This is a genomic window from Carnobacterium sp. FSL E2-0243 (assembly GCF_038003605.1).
Lineage (GTDB): Bacteria > Bacillota > Bacilli > Lactobacillales > Carnobacteriaceae > Carnobacterium > Carnobacterium maltaromaticum.
The window spans coordinates 1,404,834-1,431,265 of record NZ_JBBOPM010000001.1 but is presented as its reverse complement, the minus strand read 5'-3'; the positions used below and the strand labels follow the sequence as shown (position 1 = coordinate 1,431,265).

The 26,432-nt window shown below is 35.0% G+C and carries 23 protein-coding genes; 5 read left to right on the top strand and 18 right to left on the bottom strand.

The features are described from left to right. Nucleotides 1-56: 56 nt before the first annotated feature. From ymfI to MHI00_RS06655, 6 genes are all read right to left on the bottom strand, one after another. A complete protein-coding gene (gene ymfI / locus MHI00_RS06680; protein ID WP_056999528.1) occupies nucleotides 57-782 on the bottom strand; it encodes an elongation factor P 5-aminopentanone reductase in 726 nt (241 codons plus the stop codon). Beyond that, nucleotides 779-2,080, bottom strand: a complete 1,302-nt coding sequence (gene yfmH, locus MHI00_RS06675) for an EF-P 5-aminopentanol modification-associated protein YfmH (RefSeq protein ID WP_010054231.1) — start codon at nucleotides 2,078-2,080, stop codon at nucleotides 779-781. Before yfmH ends, ymfI begins: the two co-directional genes overlap by 4 nt. Before the next feature lies 1 nt (nucleotide 2,081). Then, nucleotides 2,082-3,338 carry an EF-P 5-aminopentanol modification-associated protein YfmF gene (gene yfmF / locus MHI00_RS06670; RefSeq protein ID WP_135055496.1) on the bottom strand — a complete coding sequence of 419 codons (1,257 nt, stop codon included), beginning with the start codon at nucleotides 3,336-3,338 and terminating at the stop codon, nucleotides 2,082-2,084. A gap of 178 nt (nucleotides 3,339-3,516) precedes the next feature. Beyond that, complete coding sequence (locus MHI00_RS06665; protein WP_010054229.1) at nucleotides 3,517-4,479, bottom strand: ABC transporter permease; 963 nt, start codon at nucleotides 4,477-4,479, stop codon at nucleotides 3,517-3,519. A gap of 1 nt (nucleotide 4,480) precedes the next feature. Next, nucleotides 4,481-5,578, bottom strand: a complete 1,098-nt coding sequence (locus MHI00_RS06660) for an ABC transporter permease (RefSeq protein WP_015076698.1) — start codon at nucleotides 5,576-5,578, stop codon at nucleotides 4,481-4,483. Further along, complete coding sequence (locus tag MHI00_RS06655) at nucleotides 5,568-7,109, bottom strand: ABC transporter ATP-binding protein (RefSeq protein WP_033257515.1); 1,542 nt, start codon at nucleotides 7,107-7,109, stop codon at nucleotides 5,568-5,570. Before MHI00_RS06655 ends, MHI00_RS06660 begins: the two co-directional genes overlap by 11 nt. 302 nt (nucleotides 7,110-7,411) lie before the next feature. On the opposite strand from MHI00_RS06655, the gene MHI00_RS06650 reads away from it, so the two are divergent. Continuing rightward, nucleotides 7,412-7,792 carry a DUF488 domain-containing protein gene (locus MHI00_RS06650; RefSeq protein ID WP_015076699.1) on the top strand — a complete coding sequence of 127 codons (381 nt, stop codon included), beginning with the start codon at nucleotides 7,412-7,414 and terminating at the stop codon, nucleotides 7,790-7,792. Between the two features lie 46 nt (nucleotides 7,793-7,838). Here MHI00_RS06650 and MHI00_RS06645 read toward each other — a convergent pair whose 3' ends face one another. The 5 genes from MHI00_RS06645 to MHI00_RS06625 form a co-directional block, all read right to left on the bottom strand. Then, a complete protein-coding gene (locus MHI00_RS06645) occupies nucleotides 7,839-8,891 on the bottom strand; it encodes a BMP family lipoprotein (RefSeq protein WP_010054225.1) in 1,053 nt (350 codons plus the stop codon). Between the two features lie 261 nt (nucleotides 8,892-9,152). Next, nucleotides 9,153-11,492 (bottom strand): FtsK/SpoIIIE family DNA translocase, encoded by a 2,340-nt coding sequence (locus MHI00_RS06640; protein WP_341112170.1) that lies wholly within the window; start codon nucleotides 11,490-11,492, stop codon nucleotides 9,153-9,155. Between the two features lie 157 nt (nucleotides 11,493-11,649). Beyond that, nucleotides 11,650-12,474, bottom strand: coding sequence for a DUF975 family protein (locus MHI00_RS06635; RefSeq protein ID WP_057000787.1), 825 nt, complete (start codon nucleotides 12,472-12,474; stop codon nucleotides 11,650-11,652). A gap of 159 nt (nucleotides 12,475-12,633) precedes the next feature. After that, on the bottom strand, nucleotides 12,634-14,712 hold the full coding sequence (locus MHI00_RS06630) for a DNA topoisomerase III (protein WP_341112167.1): 2,079 nt from the start codon (nucleotides 14,710-14,712) through the stop codon (nucleotides 12,634-12,636). Between the two features lie 12 nt (nucleotides 14,713-14,724). After that, nucleotides 14,725-15,039 carry a DUF1033 family protein gene (locus tag MHI00_RS06625; protein WP_135055507.1) on the bottom strand — a complete coding sequence of 105 codons (315 nt, stop codon included), beginning with the start codon at nucleotides 15,037-15,039 and terminating at the stop codon, nucleotides 14,725-14,727. 138 nt (nucleotides 15,040-15,177) lie between these two features. Between MHI00_RS06625 and MHI00_RS06620 the strand changes: the two genes are divergently transcribed. Together MHI00_RS06620 and yidC are read left to right on the top strand one after the other, a co-directional pair. Continuing rightward, on the top strand, nucleotides 15,178-15,453 hold the full coding sequence (locus MHI00_RS06620; RefSeq protein WP_010054214.1) for an acylphosphatase: 276 nt from the start codon (nucleotides 15,178-15,180) through the stop codon (nucleotides 15,451-15,453). 65 nt (nucleotides 15,454-15,518) lie between these two features. Next, nucleotides 15,519-16,433 (top strand): membrane protein insertase YidC, encoded by a 915-nt coding sequence (yidC, locus tag MHI00_RS06615; RefSeq protein ID WP_341112160.1) that lies wholly within the window; start codon nucleotides 15,519-15,521, stop codon nucleotides 16,431-16,433. 66 nt (nucleotides 16,434-16,499) lie between these two features. On the opposite strand, the gene MHI00_RS06610 is transcribed toward yidC, so the two are convergent. The 4 genes from MHI00_RS06610 to MHI00_RS06595 all read right to left on the bottom strand — a co-directional run bounded on the left by MHI00_RS06610 (nucleotide 16,500) and on the right by MHI00_RS06595 (nucleotide 21,787). Then, a complete protein-coding gene (locus MHI00_RS06610) occupies nucleotides 16,500-18,014 on the bottom strand; it encodes a HAMP domain-containing sensor histidine kinase (protein ID WP_010054211.1) in 1,515 nt (504 codons plus the stop codon). Then, nucleotides 18,011-18,697, bottom strand: a complete 687-nt coding sequence (locus tag MHI00_RS06605; protein WP_010054209.1) for a response regulator transcription factor — start codon at nucleotides 18,695-18,697, stop codon at nucleotides 18,011-18,013. Before MHI00_RS06605 ends, MHI00_RS06610 begins: the two co-directional genes overlap by 4 nt. A 426-nt stretch (nucleotides 18,698-19,123) precedes the next feature. Further along, nucleotides 19,124-20,551: an NADP-dependent phosphogluconate dehydrogenase gene (gndA, locus tag MHI00_RS06600; RefSeq protein ID WP_341112153.1), complete on the bottom strand. Its 1,428-nt coding sequence runs from the start codon at nucleotides 20,549-20,551 to the stop codon at nucleotides 19,124-19,126. Nucleotides 20,552-20,662: 111 nt separating this feature from the next. Next, the gene (locus MHI00_RS06595) at nucleotides 20,663-21,787 is read right to left on the bottom strand and encodes a M20/M25/M40 family metallo-hydrolase (RefSeq protein ID WP_341112151.1); all 1,125 of its coding nucleotides are present in this window, start codon (nucleotides 21,785-21,787) and stop codon (nucleotides 20,663-20,665) included. A gap of 216 nt (nucleotides 21,788-22,003) precedes the next feature. Between MHI00_RS06595 and MHI00_RS06590 the strand changes: the two genes are divergently transcribed. Continuing rightward, on the top strand, nucleotides 22,004-22,960 hold the full coding sequence (locus MHI00_RS06590; protein WP_010054205.1) for a magnesium transporter CorA family protein: 957 nt from the start codon (nucleotides 22,004-22,006) through the stop codon (nucleotides 22,958-22,960). 72 nt (nucleotides 22,961-23,032) lie between these two features. After that, entirely contained in the window at nucleotides 23,033-23,179 is a 147-nt protein-coding gene (locus tag MHI00_RS06585; protein WP_010054204.1) for a DUF4044 domain-containing protein, read from the top strand. Nucleotides 23,180-23,224: 45 nt separating this feature from the next. On the opposite strand, the gene MHI00_RS06580 is transcribed toward MHI00_RS06585, so the two are convergent. The 3 genes from MHI00_RS06580 to MHI00_RS06570 are packed head-to-tail and all read right to left on the bottom strand — an operon-like array spanning nucleotide 23,225 to nucleotide 26,386. Continuing rightward, nucleotides 23,225-24,469 (bottom strand): ABC transporter permease, encoded by a 1,245-nt coding sequence (locus tag MHI00_RS06580; RefSeq protein WP_035063735.1) that lies wholly within the window; start codon nucleotides 24,467-24,469, stop codon nucleotides 23,225-23,227. Next, nucleotides 24,466-25,173 carry an ABC transporter ATP-binding protein gene (locus MHI00_RS06575; protein ID WP_010054202.1) on the bottom strand — a complete coding sequence of 236 codons (708 nt, stop codon included), beginning with the start codon at nucleotides 25,171-25,173 and terminating at the stop codon, nucleotides 24,466-24,468. The genes MHI00_RS06580 and MHI00_RS06575 overlap by 4 nt, the downstream gene beginning before the upstream one ends. 16 nt (nucleotides 25,174-25,189) lie before the next feature. Next, nucleotides 25,190-26,386: an efflux RND transporter periplasmic adaptor subunit gene (locus tag MHI00_RS06570; RefSeq protein WP_010054200.1), complete on the bottom strand. Its 1,197-nt coding sequence runs from the start codon at nucleotides 26,384-26,386 to the stop codon at nucleotides 25,190-25,192. Nucleotides 26,387-26,432: the final 46 nt, after the last annotated feature.

Sequence of the window (26,432 nt, the reverse complement as noted above, 5' to 3'; positions counted from 1 at the left end):
TCTCATATCCATATTATTATAGCATAGGAATCTATAACAAAACATTAATTTTTTCTTTACTTTAACCATCCACCGCTGACAATTAGTGACTGGCCCGTCATATACTGACTTAACGGCTCAACTAATTGTTGTACCCAAAAACTAATCTCAGCAGTTGAACCCATTCTACCAAGTGGAATTTCACTTTTTAATGCGTTGAATTCAGCTTCAGAAAATGACTGATTCATCTTAGTTGCAATGGCTCCTGGTGAGATTGCATTTACGGTAATCCCTAGGCTCGCTACTTCTTTACTATAAGACCTAACAAAAGCTAGCTGAGCTCCTTTAGTCGTTGAATAAAGAACCTCCATGGCACTACCTACCTCGCCATATATAGAACTAATAAAAATCACTCGTCCATTCGCACTTGCGGCTAATTTTTTTTGCAACTTTTGCACTAATAAAATTGGAGTTTTGATATGGACTTGCCACATCCGATCCATGACTTGTGACTCAGTATCAGTTAGTAATTGATACTGAGTAAAGCCGCTAGCAATAATAAAAGCATCTAATTGAAAAATAGAATCTAAAAAAGACGGAATTTCGGTTTCATTGGTCATATCCAATTGAAGGGTAAAAAAATCTTGTTGAGGATACTGTACTTGATAGGCTTTTACTTGCTTTTCAACACTAGAAAAATCAGTATGGTAATGCAAATATAATGACCAGCCAGCTTTGGCTAAATCTTGCGCAATTGCAGCTCCAATATCCCCACTAGCGCCCATAATTAAAGCAAATTTCACGCTTTACTCGCTCCTTTAGGAACAATATGGAAAACACTCATATGTTCAGGTACCATGAAGTTTTCAGCTAACTGAACGACTTCAGTTAATGAAATAGCTTCAATTATTGGGACCAAATCAAATAAACTAGCTTCCCCATAAGACTCCTGGCTGTATTGATTCGCAATATATTCTAATGAATTCAGTGATTGTAAAACACTACCAATCATGCGCTTCTTGACCATTTCTAGATTTTCTTGTGTTAATTCAGGGCTTGTTTTAGCATTGATTAATATCACTTTTACTGCGTCACTTAAAGCCTTCGGATCTTTTGCATCTCCGCCAACATCGACAAAATGGAAGGTTCTTTCTAAATTAAATTCATAGGAAAAACTATCATCAATGGTTCCTTCGTTATACAAACGCAAATAATTTTCAGATGTTGAACCAAATAATAAACTTAATAAAAGATTCATTGTGGTTTTATAAACTAAAGCGGCCTTACCAACGGGCGCTGGCGCTACACCTTTAACCCCAACAATGCTTTTCGCACGATTAACAGGCATTTCAATCTGATCAAAGGCTTTAATTTCACTAACAGTTTCAGTTGGAAAATGGCGCACTATTTCAGTCGCTTGCGGAAAGTCTTTCTTGGCTTGATTTTGACGAATCCACTCCATCATCTCAGTTGGATCCATTTTACCAACAACTAATAAATTCATATTGCTTGGGTGATAAAATGTTTCATAAGATTCGTACAGATTTTCAGCAGTAATATCCATAATACTATCAACAGTTCCTGCAATATCAATATGGAGCGGGTGTAATGGATACATATTGCCAATGATGCCGAAGAATAAGCGCCAGTCTGGTTCATCATCATACATTTGAATTTCTTGAGCGATAATGCCTTTCTCCTTATCAACCGTTTCTTTGGTAAAATATGGCTCTTGGACAAAATCTAACAAGGTTGCTACATTCTCTAAAACATGACTAGTACTAGAAAATAAATAGCTCGTCCGAGTAAAACTTGTAAAAGCATTAGCAGAAGCTCCCTGCTTCCCAAATGTATTAAAAATATCTCCATCTTCTTTTTCAAACATTTTATGCTCTAAAAAATGAGCAATTCCATCAGGGACTGTAACCATTTCTGATTTTCCTAGTGGGATAAATTGGTTATCAATTGATCCATAATTCGTCGTAAACAAGGCATACGTTTTATGGAACTCATTTTTGGGTAATAACGTTACCTTTAAGCCATTTGGTAAAGTCTCTGTATAAAGTGTTTCGTCTAGTTGTTGATACTCTTTTTTTTCCATGTTACGCCTCCCCAGTTAAAAAGAATGTCGCTTTTAAATGTACTTGGTTGGCAACTGCAATGATTTCTTCTTTTTTAACAGCGTCAACAGCATTTTGCCATTCCTCTACCGATAACTTTTTATCGACAACATCATAGATATACATCCGTTCAATTAACGCTCCCGAATTATCTTCTGATTGTAAAATTTGATTTTTTAACATTTCTTTTGTTTGATTCATCGCTTCTTCTGAAAAATTTCCTTCTTGCATTTCAGCTAGTTGTAACGCAATAATTTCAGAAACTTGTTGAACTTTATTACTTTCAATTCCAGTTTGAACTGTCATCATTCCTCTAAAAGTATCTAGTGAGCTAGATGCATAGTAAGCCAAACTTTCTTTTTCACGAACATTCATAAATAATTTAGAATGCGGATATCCACCAAATAAACCATTAAACACTTGCAAAGCAAAATAATCTTTTTCCAAGTAATAGCCATTTGTCTCATAAGCTAAATTGTATTTTGCTTGAGTAATCTCTTGCTTTTCTACTTCAGATTTACTATTATTTCGCAAAGTTTCCTTATAGTAAATTGATCCAGTTGCTTTTTTGCGCGGAGTGAAATTAAAGTCTGCAAATGCAGCCTTCATTTCAAGAGCATCTACATCTCCTAAAACATAAATATCAATAGTATCTTCTTTAATAAGTTGTTGATAATAGGTATATAGAGAAGTCGCTGTGATTTTTTCTAGCTCTTCAGCTGTACCAATACTAGGCATTTTTTGATCCTCGTTTTCAAAATAAAGAGCTTGTAATGCTAAGCTCGCATAGGCCTGTTTGTCATCAAAAATAGATTCATAATAATCAAATAAATTTTCTTTCTCGCGTTGAAATGTAGCCTCATCAAACTTGCCATCTGCTGCATTTGGATTTAACAAAATTTCTTTAAGTAGGGCAATGCCGTTCATTAAAACAGCCGGTTCACCTGACAAATATTTTTCATTTACCAAATTCATTCCCGCTGTAAAAATATGTTGAGTCCCTTTTTTCGTTACAGATAGACCAAAGCTAGCACCATATAAATTAGCCAACTCGCTTCTTAGCTGTGTTTGAGTGGGATATTTTTTACTATTTGTTTCTAAAATACTAGATAATAAAGCACGTTTTGTAATCGTTTCTGCATCTATTGGCGCTCTGAATTTAAGCACAAAACGAACCGTTTTATATTTTTTAGTTGGGATTACATGTAAATGTACTCCTTCTTCAAGTTGAATTGTCATCGTTTTCCTCCTTAAGCAATTAAAAACTTCCATTCCTCTATCATAAGTGAATTAGGAAAAGATTACAATTAGAAATACTCATCGACGTTATTTTTCTAATCTAATATAAAAGCTGACTCATTTATTATACAAAAAATCAGCCTTTCTCCACAAGGGACAAAAGGCTGATTTCTTATTGTTATTTTGATTTAATATAGGTTTCGCCGTCAGCCGCTGGAGCTTCTGACTTCCCGATTACACCAACTAACACAATAATTGTCAAAATGTAAGGTGCCGTTTGTAACACAACACTCGGAACATCTTTAATTAATGGGATATAACTTCCAATCACACTTAAACTTTGAGCAAAACCAAAGAATATGGCTGCACCCATTGCGCCGAGTGGATTCCATTTCCCAAAAATCATTGCTGCTAAGGCAATAAAACCTTGACCTGCAATAGTTGAATGCGAGAAATTTAAAGAGATTGATTGGGCTGCAACAGCTCCACCAATACCACCTAATAATCCAGAAATCATCACACCTGCATAGCGCATTAGATAGACATTAATTCCTAACGTATCTGCTGCTTGCGGATGCTCACCAACTGAACGCAAACGTAAACCAAAACGTGTTTTAAAAAGTAAAAACCATGCTAATATAGCCACAAACATCGCAACAAAAGCCATTGCTGATGTATTTGTAAAGAACATTTTCCCAATAATAGGAATATCTTTCAATAAAGGAATGCTACTTTTCCCAAAATTTTGTTGAATAATATCTGTTTGACCCTTGCCCTCAAATAGGACGCGCGTTAAAAAGACTGCTAAAGCTGGTGCCAGCATATTAATAACCGTTCCTGACACGATATGATTGGCACGTAAATTGACAGTTGCAACTGCGTGAATTAAAGAGAAAATCACACCAATACCCCCACCAACTAGCAATGCAATCCAAGGAGTCCAAGAACCTAGTTGCTCCGCAAAAGCTAAGTTAAAGACGATTGAAGAAAAAGCGCCCATGACCATAATTCCTTCTAGCCCAACGTTAACAATTCCACCACGTTCAGAAAATGTTCCGCCCAATGCGGTAAAAATTAATGGAGCAGCATAAATTAACGCTGATGATACGACGATTGAAACTGTTGAAATAAAAGCATCCACGTTAATTCACCCCTTTCTTAGCTTCGCTGTTAGTTGCAGCTATTTTACGATTTGGTCGTTTTGCCTTATTCATAAAGTAACGAATCAAATAACTTGAACCAACGAAGAAAATAATTGAGGCAATAACAATATCAACAACTTCTGTCGGAACATCTGATCCCATTGGCATGCTAATTCCACCAATTTTCAATGCTCCAAATAAAAGACCTGCTAGTAATATCCCAAATGGATTTCCTGCTCCTAATAAAGAAACAGCCATTCCGTCAAAGCCAATGCTCGGCATACTGCCTTGGACAAATAGATTTTGGAAATTTCCTAAACCTTCCATACTACCACCTAAACCAGCTAAACCACCAGAAATAACCATAGCTAAGATAATATTTTTCTTCGTACTCATACCTGAATACTCTGAAGCATATGGATTTAATCCAACGGCACGTAATTCATAACCCAAAGTCGTTTTTTGCATCATAATCCAAACGACAACACACATAATAATTGCTAATAATAGACCATAATGGAGCGTTGAATTATCACTAATTTGGGCTAACCACTCTGAACGCAAACTTGCATTTTCAGAAATCCGCGGTGTCGCATCGTCCCCTTTGGTTAATACATTCCGAACCATATGATTCGCGATATATAAAGCCGTATAGTTTAACATAATCGTTACAATCACTTCACTGGTATCAAAATAAGCACGTAAAAAACCAGCAATTCCAGCCCAGATAGCGCCACATAAAGCACCAACGATCAAGCAAAGTGGAACTAAAAGCAGCTTAGGTAAATCAGGCATCATTAATGCCATCGTAACCGATCCAACCCAACCAAATAGTGCTTGACCGGCAACACCAATATTGAAAAATCCTGCCGTATTGGCTACCGCAAAACCTAATGCAGTTAAAATTAATGGTGTTGCTTGACGCAATGTTTCACCTATATAAAAAGGCCCACCAAATGCTCCCTCAACTAAAGAGGTATAACCTAAAACTGGATCGTAACCAAAAGACCACATAATAATGGCACCTAATAACAAACCTAAAACAACAGATAAAACCGGAACTAATATATTTATAAGACGTTCACTTTTATGATTCAATCGAGTGCTCCTTTCCAGCAGACTCTGCTGCACGGGCTTTTTCAAGTGAAGAACCAGCCATCAATAAGCCTAACTCTTCCCTCGTTGTTTCCTCAGGTTTTACCACTGCGACAATATTGCCTTCATACATAACAGCGATACGATCTGAAACATTTAAAATTTCATCTAATTCAAAACTCATTAATAAAACAGCTTTATCATTATCTCGTTGCTCAATCAAACGTTTGTGAATATATTCAATTGCTCCAACATCTAAACCACGAGTTGGCTGAGCTGCAATTAAGAGTGACGGATTTCGATCTAACTCACGAGCAATAATCGCTTTTTGTTGATTTCCCCCAGACAAGGCACTTGCTGGCACACGTTCATTGTGACAACGAACATCAAATTCAGCAATTAATTTTTTAGCATAGGTATTAATTGCTTGTTGATTTAGGAAACCATGGCTACTTAATGGTTTTTGATAGTAGGTTTGTAACGCAATATTATCTTCTAAACTCATTGGTAAGACTAAACCATATTTATGGCGATCTTCAGGAATGTGACCTAAACCAGTCTCAGTAATTTTACGTGGTGGTAGATTTTGAATTTCTCGACCATTTAACGTAATTTTTCCTTTTTCAACTTTACTTAAACCAGTAATCGCTTGAATCAATTCGCTTTGACCATTTCCGTCAATTCCTGCAATTCCTAAAACTTCACCGGCTCGAACTTCTAAACTTAAATCTTTAACCGCATCCAAACCACGAGACTCTTTAACAATCAAGTTTTCAACAGATAAAACTACTTCTTTTGGTTTTGCGGCCGTTTTCGTTGTTTTAAATGACACTGAACGTCCAACCATCATATCAGCTAACTGTTGTTGACTTGTTTCTTTTACATTTACAGTACCAATACTTTGTCCACGTCTAATAACTGTACAACGATCAGCAACTTGCTTAATCTCGTCTAGTTTGTGGGTAATTAAAATAATGGATTTACCTTCTTTAACTAGTTCGTGCATGATCTCAATTAATTCACCAATTTCTTGAGGCGTTAACACAGCCGTTGGTTCATCTAAAATTAAAATATCCGCACCACGATAAAGTGTTTTAATAATTTCAACTCGTTGCTCCATCCCAACCGAGATATCTTCTACAACAGCATTTGCATCCACTGCCAGACCATATTTACCTGATAGTTCCTTAATAATTTTTTTTGCAGCAAGCTTATCAATAAAGCCTAGTTTACTTGGTTCGCTACCTAAAATAATATTTTCAGTAACGGTAAACTTCTTCACTAACATGAAGTGTTGATGAACCATTCCAATTCCTAACTTATTAGCCATACTAGGAGACGAAATTGTTACTTTTTTTCCATTAATCTTAATATCCCCGGAAGTTGGCTCAAGAAGCCCAGAAAGAATATTCATTAGTGTGGATTTACCCGCACCGTTTTCACCTAAAAGAGCATGTATCTCACCCTTTTTTAATTGGAGATTAATGTTATCATTGGCCTTGAAATCGCCAAATTGCTTGGTTATTCCAGACATTTCAATTACATAATCTGTCCCTGTCACGTTGGCTCACTCCTTCTTTATAATTGCTGTTTTTCCTTGTATATTATACTTTATTTAAAATGAAAGGGCTAGCTAAAAATGAAAGTATTCTGTTATTTTCATGAAAAAAAGAAAGAATAAATAAATTTTTTCACTTTTTATTCGTGTATGCATTAAAAAGAGTAACATTTAATCAAAGAATGAGCATTCATTCCAGCTAATTTTTTACGGTTATCGTTTCCGAATGTTATAATAATAGAGACAAATAAAAAATCTAAAAGAAAGAAGTCCTAATTATGTTAGCTATGAAACGGATTTATGAAGACTATGATGCAACCGATGGGACACGCGTCCTAGTCGATCGACTTTGGCCAAGAGGAATCAAAAAAACTTCAGCTCATCTTGACTATTGGGCAAAAGAACTCGCACCTTCTACACAATTGCGTAAATGGTTTAACCATGAAGAAGAAAAAATGCCTGAATTTGCTGCCGCCTATCGAAAAGAATTATTTTCTTCTACAACGGCTAAAAATAAAATGCAAGAGCTTAGCAAAAAAAGTCAGCATGAAACACTAACCTTTCTGTTTGCAGCTAAAAGTTATGAAGTCAATCATGTAGTTGTATTACTATCTATTATGAAAAAAGAATATGGTGCTAAATTAACTTCTACTAAGTAAAAAGACCGAAGCAGCTGCTTCGGTCTTTTTATATAGATGAATGAAATTAAGGTTTTTCTGGAACTTCAACTTTTCCATCAATAATTTGTGCTTTATAATCATCGACATCTTTCAGAACTTCTTTAGAAAGATTTCCTTCAGTGATACCAACGCCATCTTCTTTCAATCCATAAGTCAATGTTTCGCCACCAGGGAATTTATCGTCCATTGCACGGTTTGAAATATCAATAACCGTTGCAGCTACACCTTTAAGGGTTGAAGTTAATGTTAAGTTTCCTCCGTCATATTCACCTTCAGCATCTTGATCACGGTCAACACCGATAACCCAAACTTTTTTAGACTCATCAGCTTTCATGATATCTTTAGCTTCTGAGAAGACACCATTACCAGTATCGCCAGCTGCTTGATAGATAATATCAATGCCACTGTTATACATTGCAGCTGCTAGTTGTTTCCCTTTTGCAGGATCACCAAATGAACCAGCATATTCAACTTTTACATCGATATCAGGATCAACAGCTTTTACACCTGCAATAAATCCAGCTTCAAAACGGCCAATTACTTCGCCTTCTTGTCCACCAATGAAACCTAATTTTTTCGTTTCAGTTGTTTTAGCAGCAGCAACTCCTGCTAAAAATGCAGCTTCATTATCTTTAAAGACGATTGAAACTACGTTATCTCCTTCAACAACTGAATCAATGATTGCAAAGTTTGTTTTAGGATTTTGTTTAGCTACATCTTCTAATGCTGGTGCAATTTTATATCCAATTCCAAATACGGTATTAAAATTACCTTTAACGGCACTGTTTAAATTTGTTACGAAATCTGAGTCAGAGTTTGATTGCAAATAGTTAAAGCCATCTTTCCCCTTTTTAAGGCCATGTTCTTTACCCCACGCTTGTAAACCTTCCCAAGCTGATTGGTTGAAGGATTTATCATCCACTCCACCAACATCTGTTACCATTGCTGCTGTGTGAGTTGTTTTTTTATCATCTCCACCATCTTTGCCTTTGTCTCCACTGTTGCCACCACAAGCAGCTAATGTCATACTAACACCAACACCTAGTGCAAGTAGACCCATAAGATTACGTTTTTTCAATTTAGAACCCCTCCAACATTTTTTATATGAAAATGAGTCGCTAAAACTAGCAATTCATCACTCATCTGTATTCTACCACCTTTCACTCAGAAAATAAACTGCTAATGCGATTAATGAAACCGTTTTTCTTAAAAAACGTTCACTTTTTAATGATATTATCATTTTCAAGGCCTCTTTATTAAGAATTGGCTTTCGATTAATAAAAAAATCGTCGTCAACAGAACTAACCTGCTAACAACGATTTACATATTAAGCTCTTTTTTAAGTTGGATTTGATTCTTCTGACTCTCTTTGGGGTAAATGAGTAATATTAACTTTACGTGGTTTACTTCCTTCAGAAGGACCTACAATACCACGCATCTCCATTTCATCCACTAAACGAGCAGCTCGATTATACCCAATTCTAAAACGACGTTGCAACAAAGATATACTAGCTGTTTGCATCTCTAAAACCATCGCAACAGCATCATCGTATAATTCGTCTTGAACTTCGCCGTTAACCGTTTCAGGAATTTCAGTTGGCATCATTTCTTCTTGATAGTTCGCTCCTTGTTGCTCTGTTACAAATTCAACAACGCGTTCAACTTCTGCATCTGAAATGAAGGCCCCTTGAACACGAACAGGTTTATTTTCTCCCATTGGTAAAAAGAGCATATCTCCACGGCCCAATAATTTTTCAGCACCACTTCCATCAATAATCGTTCGTGAATCCGTTCCACTAGAAACAGCGAAAGCTATTCTTGAAGGGACATTAGCTTTAATAATCCCAGTAATAACATCCACACTAGGTCTTTGAGTAGCTAAGATCATATGAATTCCCGCTGCACGAGCCATTTGCGCTAAACGAGTAATTGACTCTTCAACTTCATTACTTGCGACCATCATTAAATCGGCTAACTCATCGACAATAACAACAATATAAGGCAATGTCGGATTATTTTCACCATTTTCCAAATTGTGTTCAATCACCATAGCGTTATAACCGGTTATATTTCTCATACCTGTCGCAGCAAATTTTTCATACCGCTGTTCCATCTCGATAACAACTTTTTGCAAAGCTTGAGCAGCTTTTTTAGGATTTGTCACAACTGGCGTTAAAAGATGCGGAATTCCATTGTATACATTTAGCTCGACCATTTTCGGATCAATCATCATCAATTTAACTTCGTTCGGTTTAGCGCGCATCAAGATGCTTGTAATAATGCCATTAATACAAACTGATTTGCCACTACCAGTTGAACCCGCAACTAATAAATGAGGCATTTTGCTTAAGTCAGCTACAGCCACAGATCCAGTAATATCTCTGCCCAAAGGAACTTCCAATAATTTATCTGGATGAATCGTTTGGCCTTCAATAATGTCACGAAAAGCAACAGTACTCACTTCACTATTAGGAACTTCAATTCCAATAAATGACTTCCCTGGAATTGGCGCTTCCATTCGAATATCTTTGGCAGCCAAGGCCAGAGCAATATCGTCACTTAATCCAACAATTTTACTAACTTTAACCCCAACAGCTGGCTGCACTTCATACTTAGTTACTGCTGGACCCAAATTCGCTTTTGTTACTTTAGCTTCTACACCAAAACTAGCAAAAGTTTCCTCTAGCTTTTTCACGTTTAATTTAATCAGCGCGTATTCATTGGTTTGATCCAAGGCTTCAATTTCATTTAGTAGTGATGTTGGTGGCAATTGGTAATCACGATTTTCAGGCTCTGCTTGAATTTCAAATTCTAGTTCACTTAACCCCTCTTCATTCGCGTCACTTACATCCATTGCCTCTGTTGCTTGTTCTACTTTTACTTCAGGCTTTTGCACCCGACTTTGGTAACTATCGATTTCTAAATTTAACTGCTGAGCCTCACCTTTTTCAGGTTCCTTCACTTCCTCAGCCAATTTTTTCCCAGCTGAGATTGGCTTAACCTTATTTTTAGCAACTGCTTCTGCTTGACTCTTTTCTTGTTGAGTTTTCTTTATCGCTTGTTGCTCTTTGTACACAATCCATTTCTCTTTTAACAGTGCATACATTTTTCTAAGATAATTGCGAACATACTCTAATGCCACTTTAAACGATAAATTAAAGAACAGAAAAATTCCAATTACAAAAATGAGCCCACTAATTAAATAAGTTCCCCATTGAGAAAACAAAAAGTAACTCAAACTATACAATAATGCACCAATCATCCCACCACCAAGCGATTGACTTGTTGTACTAGCAGACATATCCGTCATGAAATAGCGAATTGTTGCAGAAATCACATTGACCTTGGTATCCATAATTGGACCGAATAAAAAAGCGTGAAATAAGATTAAAACACTAGTATAAATTACACTAAACCCAATAATTTTTTTGTTTTTATACACTGGCTCTTTGCCGCGAATTAATAAATAAGTGCCATATAACCCAAAAATAAGTACACTAACCAAATAGGTATTTCCCACAAAAAAGCGGAATAAATTAGCCATTAAACGACCAACAAAACCCAGTTTAATTCCTGCTAAAATAGCGGAACAAATAAATATTAATCCGATAATTTCAATTGAAAGGTTGCGTCCTTGTTGTTTTTTTGTATTTTTTTTCTTTTTCTTTTTTTGTGCCACGATTTTGCTCCTTTCATCTACCTTACCTATTATACACAAAAAGGAGAACATTTGTCCCCTTTTTTGTGCATTCCTTTAACGATTGCAACAAAAAAAGTTGTTCATTCGAGAATTTCAGTTCTCGAATGAACAACTTTTAAATAGAAGAAACTAAAAATTAAATTTCAGCTACTTTTTCATCAATTTTCACATCAGTTAAGTGACGGTAAAAATTTTGCTCTGAAGTTGTAAGATAAGGATAAATATAGAAGTTAATAACTAAGATATAAATTATAAGGGCAAAATAACCTAGTAATGCAAACGCTAAAAAGAAGCCGTTACTCTCGTTGCTGCCTCCTAATGCACCTAATAATACAATAACGAGAATTAATACTATAACTGGAATCACATACCATAAAATAAATGTTAATTGAAGAACAAATAATTGCCCTTTTTTGCCATCCATTAATTTTCGGCTAGCTGTAATAGCATCCATAATCCCAATTTCAGGATTGTCTTTTAAAATATTTAAAGCTTGGCTATAACTATAGCTTTTAATAATACCTGGAACAATAAACAATAGACTCCATAATCCAGTAAAAATACCCATCATAATGATTAAGCCAATCGTTTTAAAGCTTGTGCGGTTAAAACCTTGAAATAATGAACCAACACTATAATTTTTACCATCAATTAAATCTAATAATGCCCATTTATAACCCACTGATAATAATTGCTGAACAAGAGCTACTACGATTGAGAAAACAATTATAACTCCCAAGCTTCCAATAAATGCTGGAATTAAGGCTAACATTGCTTCTTCTGAATTCTCCATATAACTAAGTGGGATCATTTGTAACATTGTTGACAAACCCGAAACCATCGATACAACAAAGTTAATTGCCATCACTATTAGTCCCATGATAAACATACTACCAATTGCCGTACCCCAATTTCCTTTCAAATAACTTTTTGCTTCCTTTTTAATAACTTTAATCTCCATAACACGCCTCCAATAAAATAATAAGCGCTCTTTAATAGTACCTTACTCTTGTCTTCTTGTCTATAACTGAAAAGATTTTTTTCTTTTTAACTAAAAAAAATAAAAACTAACTTTAAGACTCTTATCGTCAGAAAGTTAGCTTTTAATTTATAAATTTATTTAATCCTCAGAGTCTGCCATTGCTGCTTTTAAGGCTAAGGCTAATGGACTTTCAACTTCTTCGGTCGGTTGACTGTATTTTTTCAACATTTTTTTCTCTTCATGCTTAGACATCTTCTTATTTTTCTTATCGCCTATTTTTTCAGAAATATTACAGTACTTACATTTGAAGTAAGCTCCATTTTTGCCTTCATGAACTTCCATTTTTTTATGACATTGCGAACATCGATGCATAGAAACTTTAGGATCTTTACGACGACGGTATGAACATTCAGAACTACTACAGACTAAAATTTTCCCGTCTCGACCACTTTTCTCTTTAAGTTTTTCACCACATTCTGGACAAACTTTATTTGTTAATGAATGGTCTGTGTAATTGCGGTTACTTGTTTTGATTTCCTTCACTAATCGGCTTGTTTCAGATTCAATTTGCTTAATAAACTGATCTTTTTTTAATTTCCCATTAGCAATTTCTTCTAAAGATTTTTCCCACTGGGCTGTTAAATCAGGAGTCACCAATGCCGGATTAACCAAAGTTAATAATTGACGCCCTTTTGGCGAAACGGATAGTTTATTTTGATTTCTTTCCATCAAGTCGCTGCTAATTAATTTCTCAATAATCTCTGCGCGTGTTGCTGGTGTTCCAAGTCCGGTTTTTTCCATTTTTTGTAATAAAGATGCTTCCGTCAGACGACTCGGCGCTTCTGTTAAATGTTTATTAACTGTAAAACTTGGATTGCCTAAGACTTCCCCTTTTTTATAGCTTGTCTGACTACTAACGACAGCTTCAGCCTTCCACCCTTTTTCAATGACCTTCTCTTGCGTTAATTTGAAACTTATTCCATCGACACTTAATGTGTATGTGTGCTTAACTGCTTGATAGGCTGGTAAGAATAAGCCTAAAAAGCGCTCTACAACCATACGATAAATGCGCAATTCATCATTATCCATTTTTTCTGCTCGTGGGCGTTCTTCAGTTGGAATAATCCCATGATGATCCGTAACTTTACTATTATTGTAGACACTTTTATTGGTAGCTTTACCACCATTTTTCAAGGCTATTTTTACTCTTTCTGGATCAAATCCTTGAATAGCCAACAAACGATCTTTCATTGTAGCAGCCATATCCGTCGTTAAATGCTTCGAATCGGTCCTTGGATAAGACAGTACTTTGTGACGTTCATATAAATTTTGCATTAAACCTAATGTTTTTTTAGCTGAAAATTGATAGCGTTTATTAGCATCTCTTTGCAATTCAGTTAAATCATATGGCAGTGGAGCATACTCAATCTGTTGCTTTTCTTTAACCTCAACAACTTTAACAGCTTGATTTTTTAATCGTGTTGCTAATGACTCTGCTTCTTTGCGATCACTGAATTTAGTTGCTGCTCCTTCAGTCACTTGAGCTTTTTCACCGTTGCTAAGTAAAGAAACAGTGTAGAACGTTTCTGGCACAAATTTCTCAATTTTCTCTTCCTGCTGACGCACCATTGCTAATGTCGGTGTTTGAACCCGACCAGCAGACAAGCTATCTTGATATTTTACAGTTAGTGCACGAGTAACATTCAAACCAACTAGCCAATCTGCTTGCGAACGGGCAATTGCCGAATCATATAAATGGTCATAAGCCTGACTAGGTTTTAAATTTTTAAAGCCATCCTTAATCGCCTTGTCTGTTTGAGATGAAATCCAAAGGCGCTTGACAGGCTTATTAAAATGCACATATTCTAAAATCCAACGTGCAACTAATTCGCCTTCTCGTCCTGCATCAGTTGCAATTATTGCACTTGAAACATCTTTACGAGTCGCTAATTGCTTAATTGCCTTTAATTGATGTCCTGTATTTTTTAATGGTTTTGTGGCCATTTTAGGCGGAATTAAAGGTAAACTTTCCATATCCCAAGTAGCCCATTCTTTTTTATAATCTTCTGGCATTTTTAGTCCTAGCAAATGACCTAACGCCCAAGTGACAATATAATCCTTGCCCTCAATATAATTTTTACTTTTTTGTGTTGCACCCAACACGCGTGCTAGCTCTTTTCCAACACTTGGCTTTTCAGCAATAACTAAAATTTTCATTTGATTTCCTCTCTAAACTGAACCTACCTGATGGTTAATTTCCATCGGTTTTTCTTCTTTTAAAAGCATGATGCTATGAAACAATTGTATGTCATCTTCGCAATCTTCGCAATAACGCTTTTCTTCTTCATTCCAAAAAGCCGTTAAATAATGTTTTTTTGTGACATAATTTTCATAATCATCTATTAGTTTTATATATTTTTCATGATAGTTTTGATTTGCTTCTGAAAACGAATCAAACTGTTCAAAAGAAACAATTTCTTCTTTCCAATCTTCAAAGAACCACCAAGGTTCATATTCGCCAAATAATGTCACCACTTGATACATTTGATCCCCTCCATTTCTATTTCAGTATACCATAGGCCCACCTTTTCGCGCTCAATTCGGGATTGAGAACAAGACGTTTGACGAACACCATAATCATCGTTAAAATAGACTAAACAAAAACTGACTGGAGGAATCTTTATGAGAACAATAAAAATGAATGCAAGCGGCAGAGTTCAAGGTGTCGGATTCCGGTATATGACTAAAATGGTTGCTGATCAAATCGGAATTGGGGGGATTGTTTGTAATCAGAATGACGGATCCGTTTATATAGAAGCAAATGGTACCGAAGATGAGATTGATTTATTTATTGAAAAAATTAAAAAATCACCTTCACCAAGCGGCAGAGTGGATCATTTAGATATTATTGATGATCCTAACATAATGATTCGAAATAAATTTTCCGTAACCAATTGAAATTTTATCACAATTAAAGTATAGTAGGAATGTTACCTACTAAATTAAACAAAGGATTGTGAAGCATGAATAAATTAAAAAAACTAGTTCTTACTAGTGGAGTCTTAAGTCTTGTCCTATTCCTCTCAGGATGTATGAAGATGGATAAGCAAGGAAATCCAACCGGTTTTATCTATGAATATTTAGTTGTTCCTACGGGAAATGCGATTATCTGGTTAGCTGATTTGTTCAATGGTAGTTATGGCTTGGCGATTATCTTTATTACTTTAATCGTTCGAATCATTATTTTGCCATTAAACTTAAGCCAATCTAAAAAATCAATGGTGCAACAAGAAAAAATGGCCTTCATCAAACCTGAGCTTGATGTCGTTCAACAAAAACAAAAAACAGCAACAACAGCTGAAGAAAAAGCAGCTGCACAACAAGAATTGATGGATGTCTACAAACGTAACAATATGAGTATGATGGGCGGAATTGGTTGTCTACCAATCCTCATTCAGATGCCTGTATTTACAGCTATGTTCCAAGCAATTCGTTTGTCTCCACAAATTGCAGAAAGTAACTTTTTAGGAATTAATTTAGGTGACCGTAACGCTTATCTAGCAATTGCTGCTGGTTTAGTTTATGTTATCCAAGCCTTTATTTCTATGATTGGTCTTTCACCAGAACAAAAGAAACAAATGCGGACTATGTTATTTATGAATCCAGTGATGATCTTAGTTTTCACTTGGTCTTCTCCTGCTGGATTAGGATTATATTGGTTAGTGGGTGGAGTTTTCGCTTGTTTCCAAACATTAATTACAAACTTATACCACAAACCTAAAATTAAAGCAGCTATTGCTGAAGAATTAAAAGACAGACCTGTTGTACAACCTGCAGCACCGATTAAACAGGCCGAAGTCGTTAGCCCTTCTCCTAAAAAAAGTACCCCTAACAATAAGAAAAAACGAAATGACGGCAAGCAACAACGTCGTAATTAAGTTAAAAGAGCTCTGAAATCAGAGCTCTTTTTTTGTTCAAAAAAAATAAACCACAGTTTCTGTGGTTTATTTTTCCTCTCGATAGATAGGTAAACGAATTCGGAAAATCGTTCCAAAATCAAGAACACTCTCAACTGTGATATTGCCTTGATAGCCATCCAATAATTCCTTAGCAATAGCTAATCCTAAGCCATTTCCACCTTTTTCACGACTTCTAGCCTTGTCAATACGATAGAAACGATTAAATATTTTTTGAAGATCCTCTGGCGCAATACCTTCACCAAAATCTTGGATTGCAATTTGAATATCATAAAGGTCTTCTGCAACTGAGATATGAATTTCTTTACGATTTGTTGAATACTTAACGGCATTATCTAATAGTATAATCAAAATTTGTTCAAAATGATTCCGGTAAATTTGAACCATCACATTACCAGCTAAATCATCATCTAAATTAAAAACAAAATCAGGATGAATCATTGAGAAATTATTAAAGACTTGATTAATAATATTTTTAACATCCGTCAATTCATGCTTATAATGAATATCAACTTGCTCAGCTCTTGATAAATCAAGCATTTCTTGAACTAAGCTTTTCATTCGTTCTATTTCTTGCAAAGAAGCTGTCAAAGATTCTTCTAAAATTTCAGGGTCTTCTTTACCCCATCGATCTAAAAGTTTTAAATGACCTTCCATAATCGCAACGGGAGTTCGTAACTCATGGGAAACATCTTCAACGAATTGCTTTTGCTGTTCAATATATTTCTGCATCTTATCTAACATATCGTTAAATAACTCAGTTAGATGACTGAGTTCATCATTACTATCTGGTACAATCATTCTAGAATCTGACTGCGTATCTTTGCGAACATCATTCATCGTTTGCGTCATTTGTTTAATTGGACGCAAAAAATTAATAGCTAACAGATAACCTAAAACACCACTAACAACTAGAGCTAGAAAACCCATTAATAACATAGCTAACAAAACTGTATTACTCATCTCATGGTAACGTGTTAAATTATTCGTTACTTGAACATAGCCGATAATATTTTGATTTTGCGAGGACATTATTGGTGTGACACCACTTAAGCCCCTAGCACCGTTAATTTTAATCTCTTTAATCTCAGGTTTAGGTTTTTTTTCAAATGTAACATGACTAGGTCTAGATTCATATAGTTTCGACCCACTTGGATCAAACACAGCAACAACTATCCCAATTTCATTAATTTTTGAAAAAAGTGCATCTGCTGTAGTATCTAATCCTTCTGTCATCAAAAAGCGATTATCAACAGTTGAGTCGATTTCGTAGTAGTTAGGAGTCAATGAATTCTTAACTGTTTCTTTTGTCAAGTTACTGCTTCCAACTTTTAATTTTGCTGCTACACCTGACATAATGTCATTCACATTGCTATTTTCTTGACTAATCATCATCTGAGTAAAGCCTAAATAAATTGCGACAGAAAAAAGTGTATAGGTGAAAAAAATCGCCATACTTGCTCCAATTGTCCACTTCCATTTGAGAGAAACACGGCGCCTTACACCAATTTCTTTTTCTCTTTCTTTGGTCGTTTTAATCACGAACGCATCACATAACCTGTTCCTCGAACGGTTTGAATATAACTTTCCTCTTCTGGAACATCAATTTTATTACGTAGATAACGAATATAAACATCAACAACATTCGTTTCAACTTCTGTTTCGTAACCCCAAACTTTATTTAATAAAACATCACGAGCTAAAACGACATTAATATTTTCCATTAAAGCTAATAATAATTCATATTCTCGTTTAGTTAATTCAATCACTTTATCTCCACGACGAACAACGCGATTTTCCTTTTCAATCGTCAAATCACGATACGTTACTGTTGTTTGTTTTGTCACATTTTGTTCACCTTCGATATCAATACGTCGTAAAAGTGCACGTAAACGAGCTAATAACTCTTCAATAGCAAATGGTTTAACAATGTAATCATCTGCTCCATGATCTAAACCAGAAACGCGATCAATAACTGAATCTCGTGCTGTCATCATGATTATCGGAGTGTTCTTCACTTGACGAATACGACGACAAACTTCTATACCATTCAATTCTGGTAACATTAAATCTAATAAAATCGCATCCCAATCTGAATCAAGGGCTGTTTCCAATCCTTTACGACCATTATTTTGTACTTCAGTTTCGTATCCTTCATGTTTTAATTCTAACTCAACAAAACGAGCTAAATTCTTTTCATCTTCAATAATTAAAATTCTATTCATACCTCATCACCTTTTCCTTTACATTCAGTGGTCTTACTCTAAAATGTACGCCTTTAGTACAATAACATGTTTGACGTATCACTACAATGTTTTTCTAATTGAATTATCAATCTTATTTTACCATAAACCAATAAAAAAGAAACGTTATTTCCTATTAAATCGCTAATTCTTTATTTTTGCAGAAAAAGTTCGTAAATAAATTAAAAAACATTGACATTTATTATATATTAAAATAAAACGCTTACAAAAAAGTAATTCCATAAGTTTAATTTACTTTTTTACTTCTTTAAACAAATGGTCAATCCATTGTACATTTTTAGTATTTCGTTATTTGTATAATTAGTATTAAATAAAAAAACTAGTGAACGAAACAACACGAAAGGTTATTGCATCCACTAGTTTTTATTCAGTATTTTCTTTTAAAAATTATTTATTTTCTTGTCCGTACCAATCATAATGGAAGACGCCCTCTTTGTCTGTTCTTTCATACGTATGAGCGCCAAAGTAATCGCGTTGTGCTTGAATTAAATTAGCTGGCAATGTAGCTGAACGGTAAGAATCATAGTAAGCAATAGCAGATGAGAATGTTGGAATTGGAACACCAGCTTTAACTGCGATTCCAACAACATCACGAACAGCTTCTTGATAACTTTTAGTGATTCCAATAAAGTATTCATCTAATAACAGATTTTTTAATTCAGGTTCGCGAACATATGCATCTGTAATTTTTTGTAAGAAACGAGCACGAATAATACAACCAGCACGGAATATCTTCGCAATATCGCCGTATTGTAAATCCCAATCGTGTTCTTCACTAGCAATACGCATTTGAGCAAATCCTTGAGCATAACTCATTAATTTACTGAAATACAATGCTTGACGTACTTTTTCAATAAATTCTTTTTTATCTTCTTCTAAAATAAAGCCAGCTGGTTTTGGTAAAATTTTGCTAGCTGTTACACGTTCGTCTTTCATTGCTGAAATGTAGCGAGCAAAAACAGACTCTGTGATAAGTGGTAACGGAACGCCTAAGTCTAACGCACTTTGTGAAGTCCATTTACCTGTTCCTTTATTTCCGGCGCGATCTAAAATAACTTCAACGATTGGTTTACCAGTTTCAGGGTCTTTACGAGTTAAGATATCCGAAGTAATCTCCATCAAGTAACTGTCTAACTCGCCTTTATTCCATTCTGCAAAAACTTCAGCTGTTTCTTCAACTGACAAGCCTGCAACATCACGTAATAATGCGTAAGATTCAGCAATTAATTGCATATCTCCATACTCAATCCCGTTATGCACCATCTTCACATAGTGACCAGCTCCATTAGGGCCAATGTAAGTGACACAAGGTTCTCCGTCTTCTTTAGCAACTGCTGCAATTTTTTCTAAAATTGGAGCAACTAAATCATAGGCTTCTTTTTGGCCTCCAGGCATAATTGCTGGACCTTTTAATGCGCCTTCTTCTCCACCAGAAACACCAGTACCAATAAAGTTAATTCCTGATTGGTCTAGTTCTTGATTACGACGAATTGTATCTTCAAAGAATGTGTTCCCTCCGTCAATTAAAATGTCGCCTTTAACTAGGTGAGGCAATAATGCTTGAATTGTGCTATCTGTTGGTGCTCCAGCTTTAACCATGATCAGAATACGACGTGGTTTTTCTAAAGAAGCAACAAAATCCTCAATTGTATAGGTTGGAACTAATTTTTTGTCTGGGTGTTCAGCGATTACTTCTTCTGTTTTTGAACCAGTACGGTTAAAAATCGAAACAGTATAACCACGACTTTCAATATTTAAGGCCAAATTTTTTCCCATTACGGCCATTCCGATAACGCCAATTTCTTGTTTACTCATTACTAACTCTCTCCCTTCAAATCTTGCACCTTGTTGATGTGCTTTTAATGCTCTTCTAATCCTACCAAATAATTGACCAAATGAAAAGAATAGAATTCTTTTTTACCAAAATTAGTTTAAAGTAATCTCTTCAACAATTTGATAAGCCATTGCTGCAGCCTTTGTAAACTCAGAAATCGGTAAATATTCATGAACTGTATGAATCTTTTCATAACCAATTGCCAAATTAGTCGTTTCTTTCCCTTTACCATTAAATACATTTGCATCGCTTCCACCACCACTTACTTGGTAGTTAGGTTTAATACCTATATTAGTTAAAGCTTTTGCAGCTATTTTAACTACATTGGTTTCTGGCGTAAAGCGATAACCGTTATATTTTTTTTCAGTAATTACAGCTGCTTTTCCACCCATTTCTGTTGCTACCCGTTCAAAGGTTTCAATCATATGTGCCACCTGAGCTTCGCAGGAGTCCGCATTTACAGAACGGGCTTCAGCGATAATTTCTAAACGATCCATCACAATGTTTGTTGCCACCCCACCATTAATAAAACCAATATTGGCAGTTGTTTCAGCATCAATCCTGCCTAATTTCATTTGATGAATCGCACTAGCTGCTATTTGAGCAGCAGAAACACCTTTTTCTGGCGCAACACCTGCATGAGCTGTAACACCAGTTAAAATGGCTTCTATGCGATACTGGGTTGGGCTTCCAACTGTAATGCTTCCAACTGGACCACCAGTATCTAAAACAAACCCAAAACTACTAGATAATTGTTGTACATCAAATGCATTTGCCCCGACCAATCCACTTTCCTCACCAACTGAAATGATAAACTCAATTGTTCCATGAGCAAGTTTTCTTTCCTTCAATAAGTGAATAATTTCAAACATAATTGCAATTCCAGCCTTATCATCTGCTCCTAAAATCGTCGTTCCATCTGAATAGATAGTCTTATCCTTTATAACGGGCTTAATTTCATTACCAGGAGCTACTGTATCCATATGACAAGAAAAGAAAAAAGGCTCAATTTCAGGATTTCCATTGAGGGTACAAATTAAATTATTTGCACCAAATCCCGTTTCTCCACTAGTTTGATCTTCTTCAACCGTCAGCCCTAATAAAGAAAACTCTTTTTTTAAATACTCTTGAATCAAAGCTTCATGACGTGTTTCTGAATTGATTTTAATTAATTCCAAAAACCGGCTTACTAAACGATCTTCATTTACTTCCAACATGTTCTCACACTTCTTTCTTTAAATTGAGTATCTCTATTCTATGCTATTCGTAAAGAATACGCAATTAAGCTTTCAATTAGAAATTTTATATAAGAATTTACTTTTAGAAAATTATACTTAACCTTTTCTCTCTATTCTGTTGTATAATGTTAGAATATACTATATGACCTATTTGTAGAATAAATAAGCTACTTTATATAGATTGGAGTTTTCATAATGAGGCAAGGTTATCATACAAACGAATCAGGTGTTCTAGTTCCTAATTCTGAAGATTATGTCGGTGGTTGGATTCATGTGTCTGACCCTAGCGAAGAAGAAGTCAATCAATTAGTCAAAGAATTTAAATTTCCAAAAGACTATATTACCAGCGTTTTAGATGCTCATGAAGTCTCTAGGCAAGAAATGTTAAAGGAAGAAGATACGAATTCAGCAATTTTACTCGTTCTTCAATATCCGTTCCTAATTGAAAGCGAACTAGGCTATAAGGAATATATGACCTATCCAATCTCGATTATTTTAACGGATCATACAATTATAACGGCAAGTAAACATTTGCCGCAATTTATCTCTGAAATTACTCATAATAATCCTAATTTTGCAGTAGATACGACTCATCAAGAACAATTTGTTTTGCGTTTATTTTGGTATATTTCGGCTTCTTATATGCGTTTTCTACAAGAAATTGATATTGAAACACGACGTTTAGAACTCCAATTAACTCAATCTACAAAAAACGAACAGCTGTATGCATTAATGTCTTTACAAAAAAGTTTGATTTATTTTTCGACTGCAATTAATAGCAATGGTCCGATTTTTGATATTATGAAAGAAACAGATCGCTTTAGTAAAGATGAACGAACTCGCAGTTTTTTACATGATGTTATTGTTGAAAACAACCAAGCTCAAATTATGACTTCCCAGTATCAAAAAATACTTGATCAAGTTAGCACTGTTTTTTCTGCAGTTGTTTCGAACAATTTAAATAATATTATGAAAATTTTAACATCTATCACAATCGTTCTTACTATCCCAACTATTCTAGGTGGGATTTATGGCATGAATGTAGAGATTCCCTTTATTGATACGCCAGGTGCATTTTGGCTAATCATGGTAATTATGATTATTTCAAGTGTTTTAACTGTTTGGCTTTTGAAAAAGAAAGATTTTTTTTAAAGAACTCTTGAATTCTTATCAGGTTTAAGTGTAAAATAGGTCTAATGACTTAGATGAAAGTGAGGAATTTTCATGAAAAATAAAGACTTGAATAAAGTTACTTATAAAAAAGCACCAACAAAAATGGAAAAAATAACTAAAATTGTTGTTTGGATTATGTTATTTGCTATGGTTGGTTCTGGCTTACTAACTGTACTATATACCTTATTTATAAACTAAACACTAAAAAGCCTTTACTTGCGTAAAGGCTTTTTGCTTGTTTATTTATCGATAAATTGCCTTGATTGGATCCATTCTGGCTGCATTGATAGCTGGAATAATCCCAAAAACAACCCCTGTTAAAATAGATACTAACGAAGAAATCAAGAAAATTTGTGGGGTCATTACTGGTTTGATTTGAACAAATCCACCAACAATCGTTGAAAGACCATAGCCTAAACCAATCCCAATCAATCCACCTAATAAAGTAATAAATGCAGCTTCTAACAAAAACTGAATTAAAATTGTGCGAGGTTTTGCACCAATTGCGCGACGAATCCCAATTTCTCGTTTTCGCTCAGTCACCGAAACATACATAATATTCATCACACCAATCCCACCAACTAATAAAGAAATAGCAGTAATTGCCATTAAAAATCCAGTCATTCCGCCAATTGCAGCTTCATTTTGTTTTTGCATTTGTTGATTAGAATCATCTTCTTTAAAAATACCTTTAACATCTGGATGTAGTTCTTGTAATGTAGAAATGACACTTCCAATTACTTGAGTCCTATCAACATCATCCTTCAGCTTTAGCTTAATACCACTAATTGCTTTTGATTTTGCCAATTCATTATACGAAGCTTTTGATATATAGCTTTTATAAGCGGACATATAATCAAAACCGCCCATCATATCCGTCATTGACATGCTATCGAAATCAACTGGCTCTGTAATTCCAATCACTTTATACATATAGCCACCAATTGAAACAGCTTGATTAATCATATCTGCTGGATTCTCCATACTAATAGAATCATCAAAAACAGTATGACTTAAAATAATGCGGTCTCGATTGGCATCACTAGGTTGAAAATCACGACCATATTTCACCTTGATACCACCCGTATTTGGCGCCACCATTAAATAGGCTTTTGTTCCAAAGTAGTCTAATTCTTGGTCAATCGAATCGCCCATAAATTGTTGTCCATAATCAGGAAAAATAGATTCCAATCCTTCGGTATCCTTAATTTTTTTTAAATCAACCATTGAAAAGCTAAAATCACTATTGGAATAATCAACATACCCCATACCAGTGTTATCTTCTTGTTCCATACTATACATGATTTTAACATTATTCGCACTTGTTGAGCTTGTAGCAGATAAAACTTGTTGTTTCATCCCTTCACCTAATGTTGAAATAGTTACTACTGATGTAATCCCAATAATAATTCCAACCATCGTTAGGAAAACTCTGAGTTTATGTGCTTTTAAGCTCAGAAAAGTACTGATTAAAATATTGATAATCATTGGTGCACCTCTTCCTCAACAAAGAGTCCATCTTTCATATGCACAACACGAGTCGCATATTTTGTCATATCCGCATCATGGGTAACCATCACAATGGTTTTGCCTTCTTCGTTTAATTTTTTTAGTGTTTCCATAATCTCACGACCTGTTTCACTATCTAATGCTCCCGTTGGTTCATCTGCCATAATTAGCAATGGATCGTTGACTAACGCTCGGGCAATTGCTACCCTTTGTTGTTGACCACCAGATAGCTCAGAAGCTTTTGATTTTGTTTTTGTTCCTAATCCAACAAGTTCCAAATATTTCTTTGCTTTTTCATGTTTTTCACTACTTTTTTTCACGCCTTGATAGACCATTGGCAATTCGACATTTTGCATAACATTTAATGAATCAATTAAGAAAAATTGTTGAAAAACGAACCCAAAAAATTCATTGCGGTACTCAGATTTTTTATTCTCTGATAATGTTGAAACATCTTTGCCTTTAAATAAATATGTTCCTTCTGATATCCGGTCTAGAAATCCAATAATATTCATTAATGTTGTTTTCCCACTACCAGATTTCCCCATAATCATGATAAATTCGCCTTCTTCAATTGTTAAATCCAACGATTTTAGCACACGGAGTTTTTCTTTTCCAACTGGAAAATATTTATTAATATCTTTCAAAACAATCAAAGGCGCTTTTTCATTTGTTTCAGTCATTTAAATGCGCCTCCTTCTAGTTAGCTGTAACAACTGGACCACCACTGTTGCTACTATCTACTGATTCTTCTCCACCTTCTAAAATATCGCCTTCTTTAATTTCTTTTTTAGAAGAAACGATAACTTTATCAGCAGATTCTAAGCCTGATTGAATCGTAGTTTCTTTCCCATCTTCTTCTCCCAAAACTAATTCACGACGAATTACCGATCCGAAATCATTAACTAATACATAATTTACTGCACCATCTTTACGAATCGCAGCTGTTGGGATTTTAATCAATTCATCCCCTAAGTTAATTGTAGCTTGAACATGATAGCCATTTTTAATGCCTTCTAAAGAGTCCAATGATAACTTAACTAAATAAGAAGACATACCTGCTGCCGCTCCTCCTGAAGCATCAGCGGAAGCATCATTGTTTGACGCTACATCTGGTGGATTATCATCAATAAATGAAATTTTTCCCGTAACTGTATTTCCATTTGAGACAACTTTGATATCTGCTTTTTGATCTAATTTAATTTTACTTAAATCTTTTTCGTTTACTTTTCCAGCTACATAAAAGCCTTCCGAAGTTAAACGTAAAATTGGCGCACTTGCATCTTTGACTTCTGGAATTGACACTCGACCTCTAAATTTTGCAGTTGTAGTAATATACTGCTTCTCAGCAGCAGCGACAACTTGTTCATTTAAAGCTTGAATTTCCTGGTCAATGCTATCAATAGTATCTTGTGCTTGACTTGAAATATTATTTTTTTCTTTTGTTGTATCGCTAGTTGTTGTTTCTCCTGTTTCCGGATCAGTCATTGTTTCAGCCTTAACATTAGCTAAATCACGATCACGCTTCGCAATGGCATTGGCTCTCTGAGTATAGCCTTTATTAATCCCTCGGTTGCCTTCTTCCATTTCTTTTGTGACTAACTTATCTTCATACGTAAACAATACTGTCCCAGCATCGACAACATCACCATTATTTACTTTGATATCTGGCTCTGAATCATTTGCCTCTTTTTTAGTAAAAGATTCTGTTTGATCTGGTGTAACAGCACCATTAATATAAACTTGATCAACATCTGGAACGACAAAGTAATCAATCCCATCATCTTTACTTTGGCTCTTTACAGGTTGCTTAGGTTTTGACATATTTATTGCTACAACGATTGCAATGACAGCAACAACGACAATTACAATCCCAACTATCCACTTCTTTTTCACTTTTTATCCTCCTCTAGGTACTCTGTATTGATTTAGTCCTTTTATT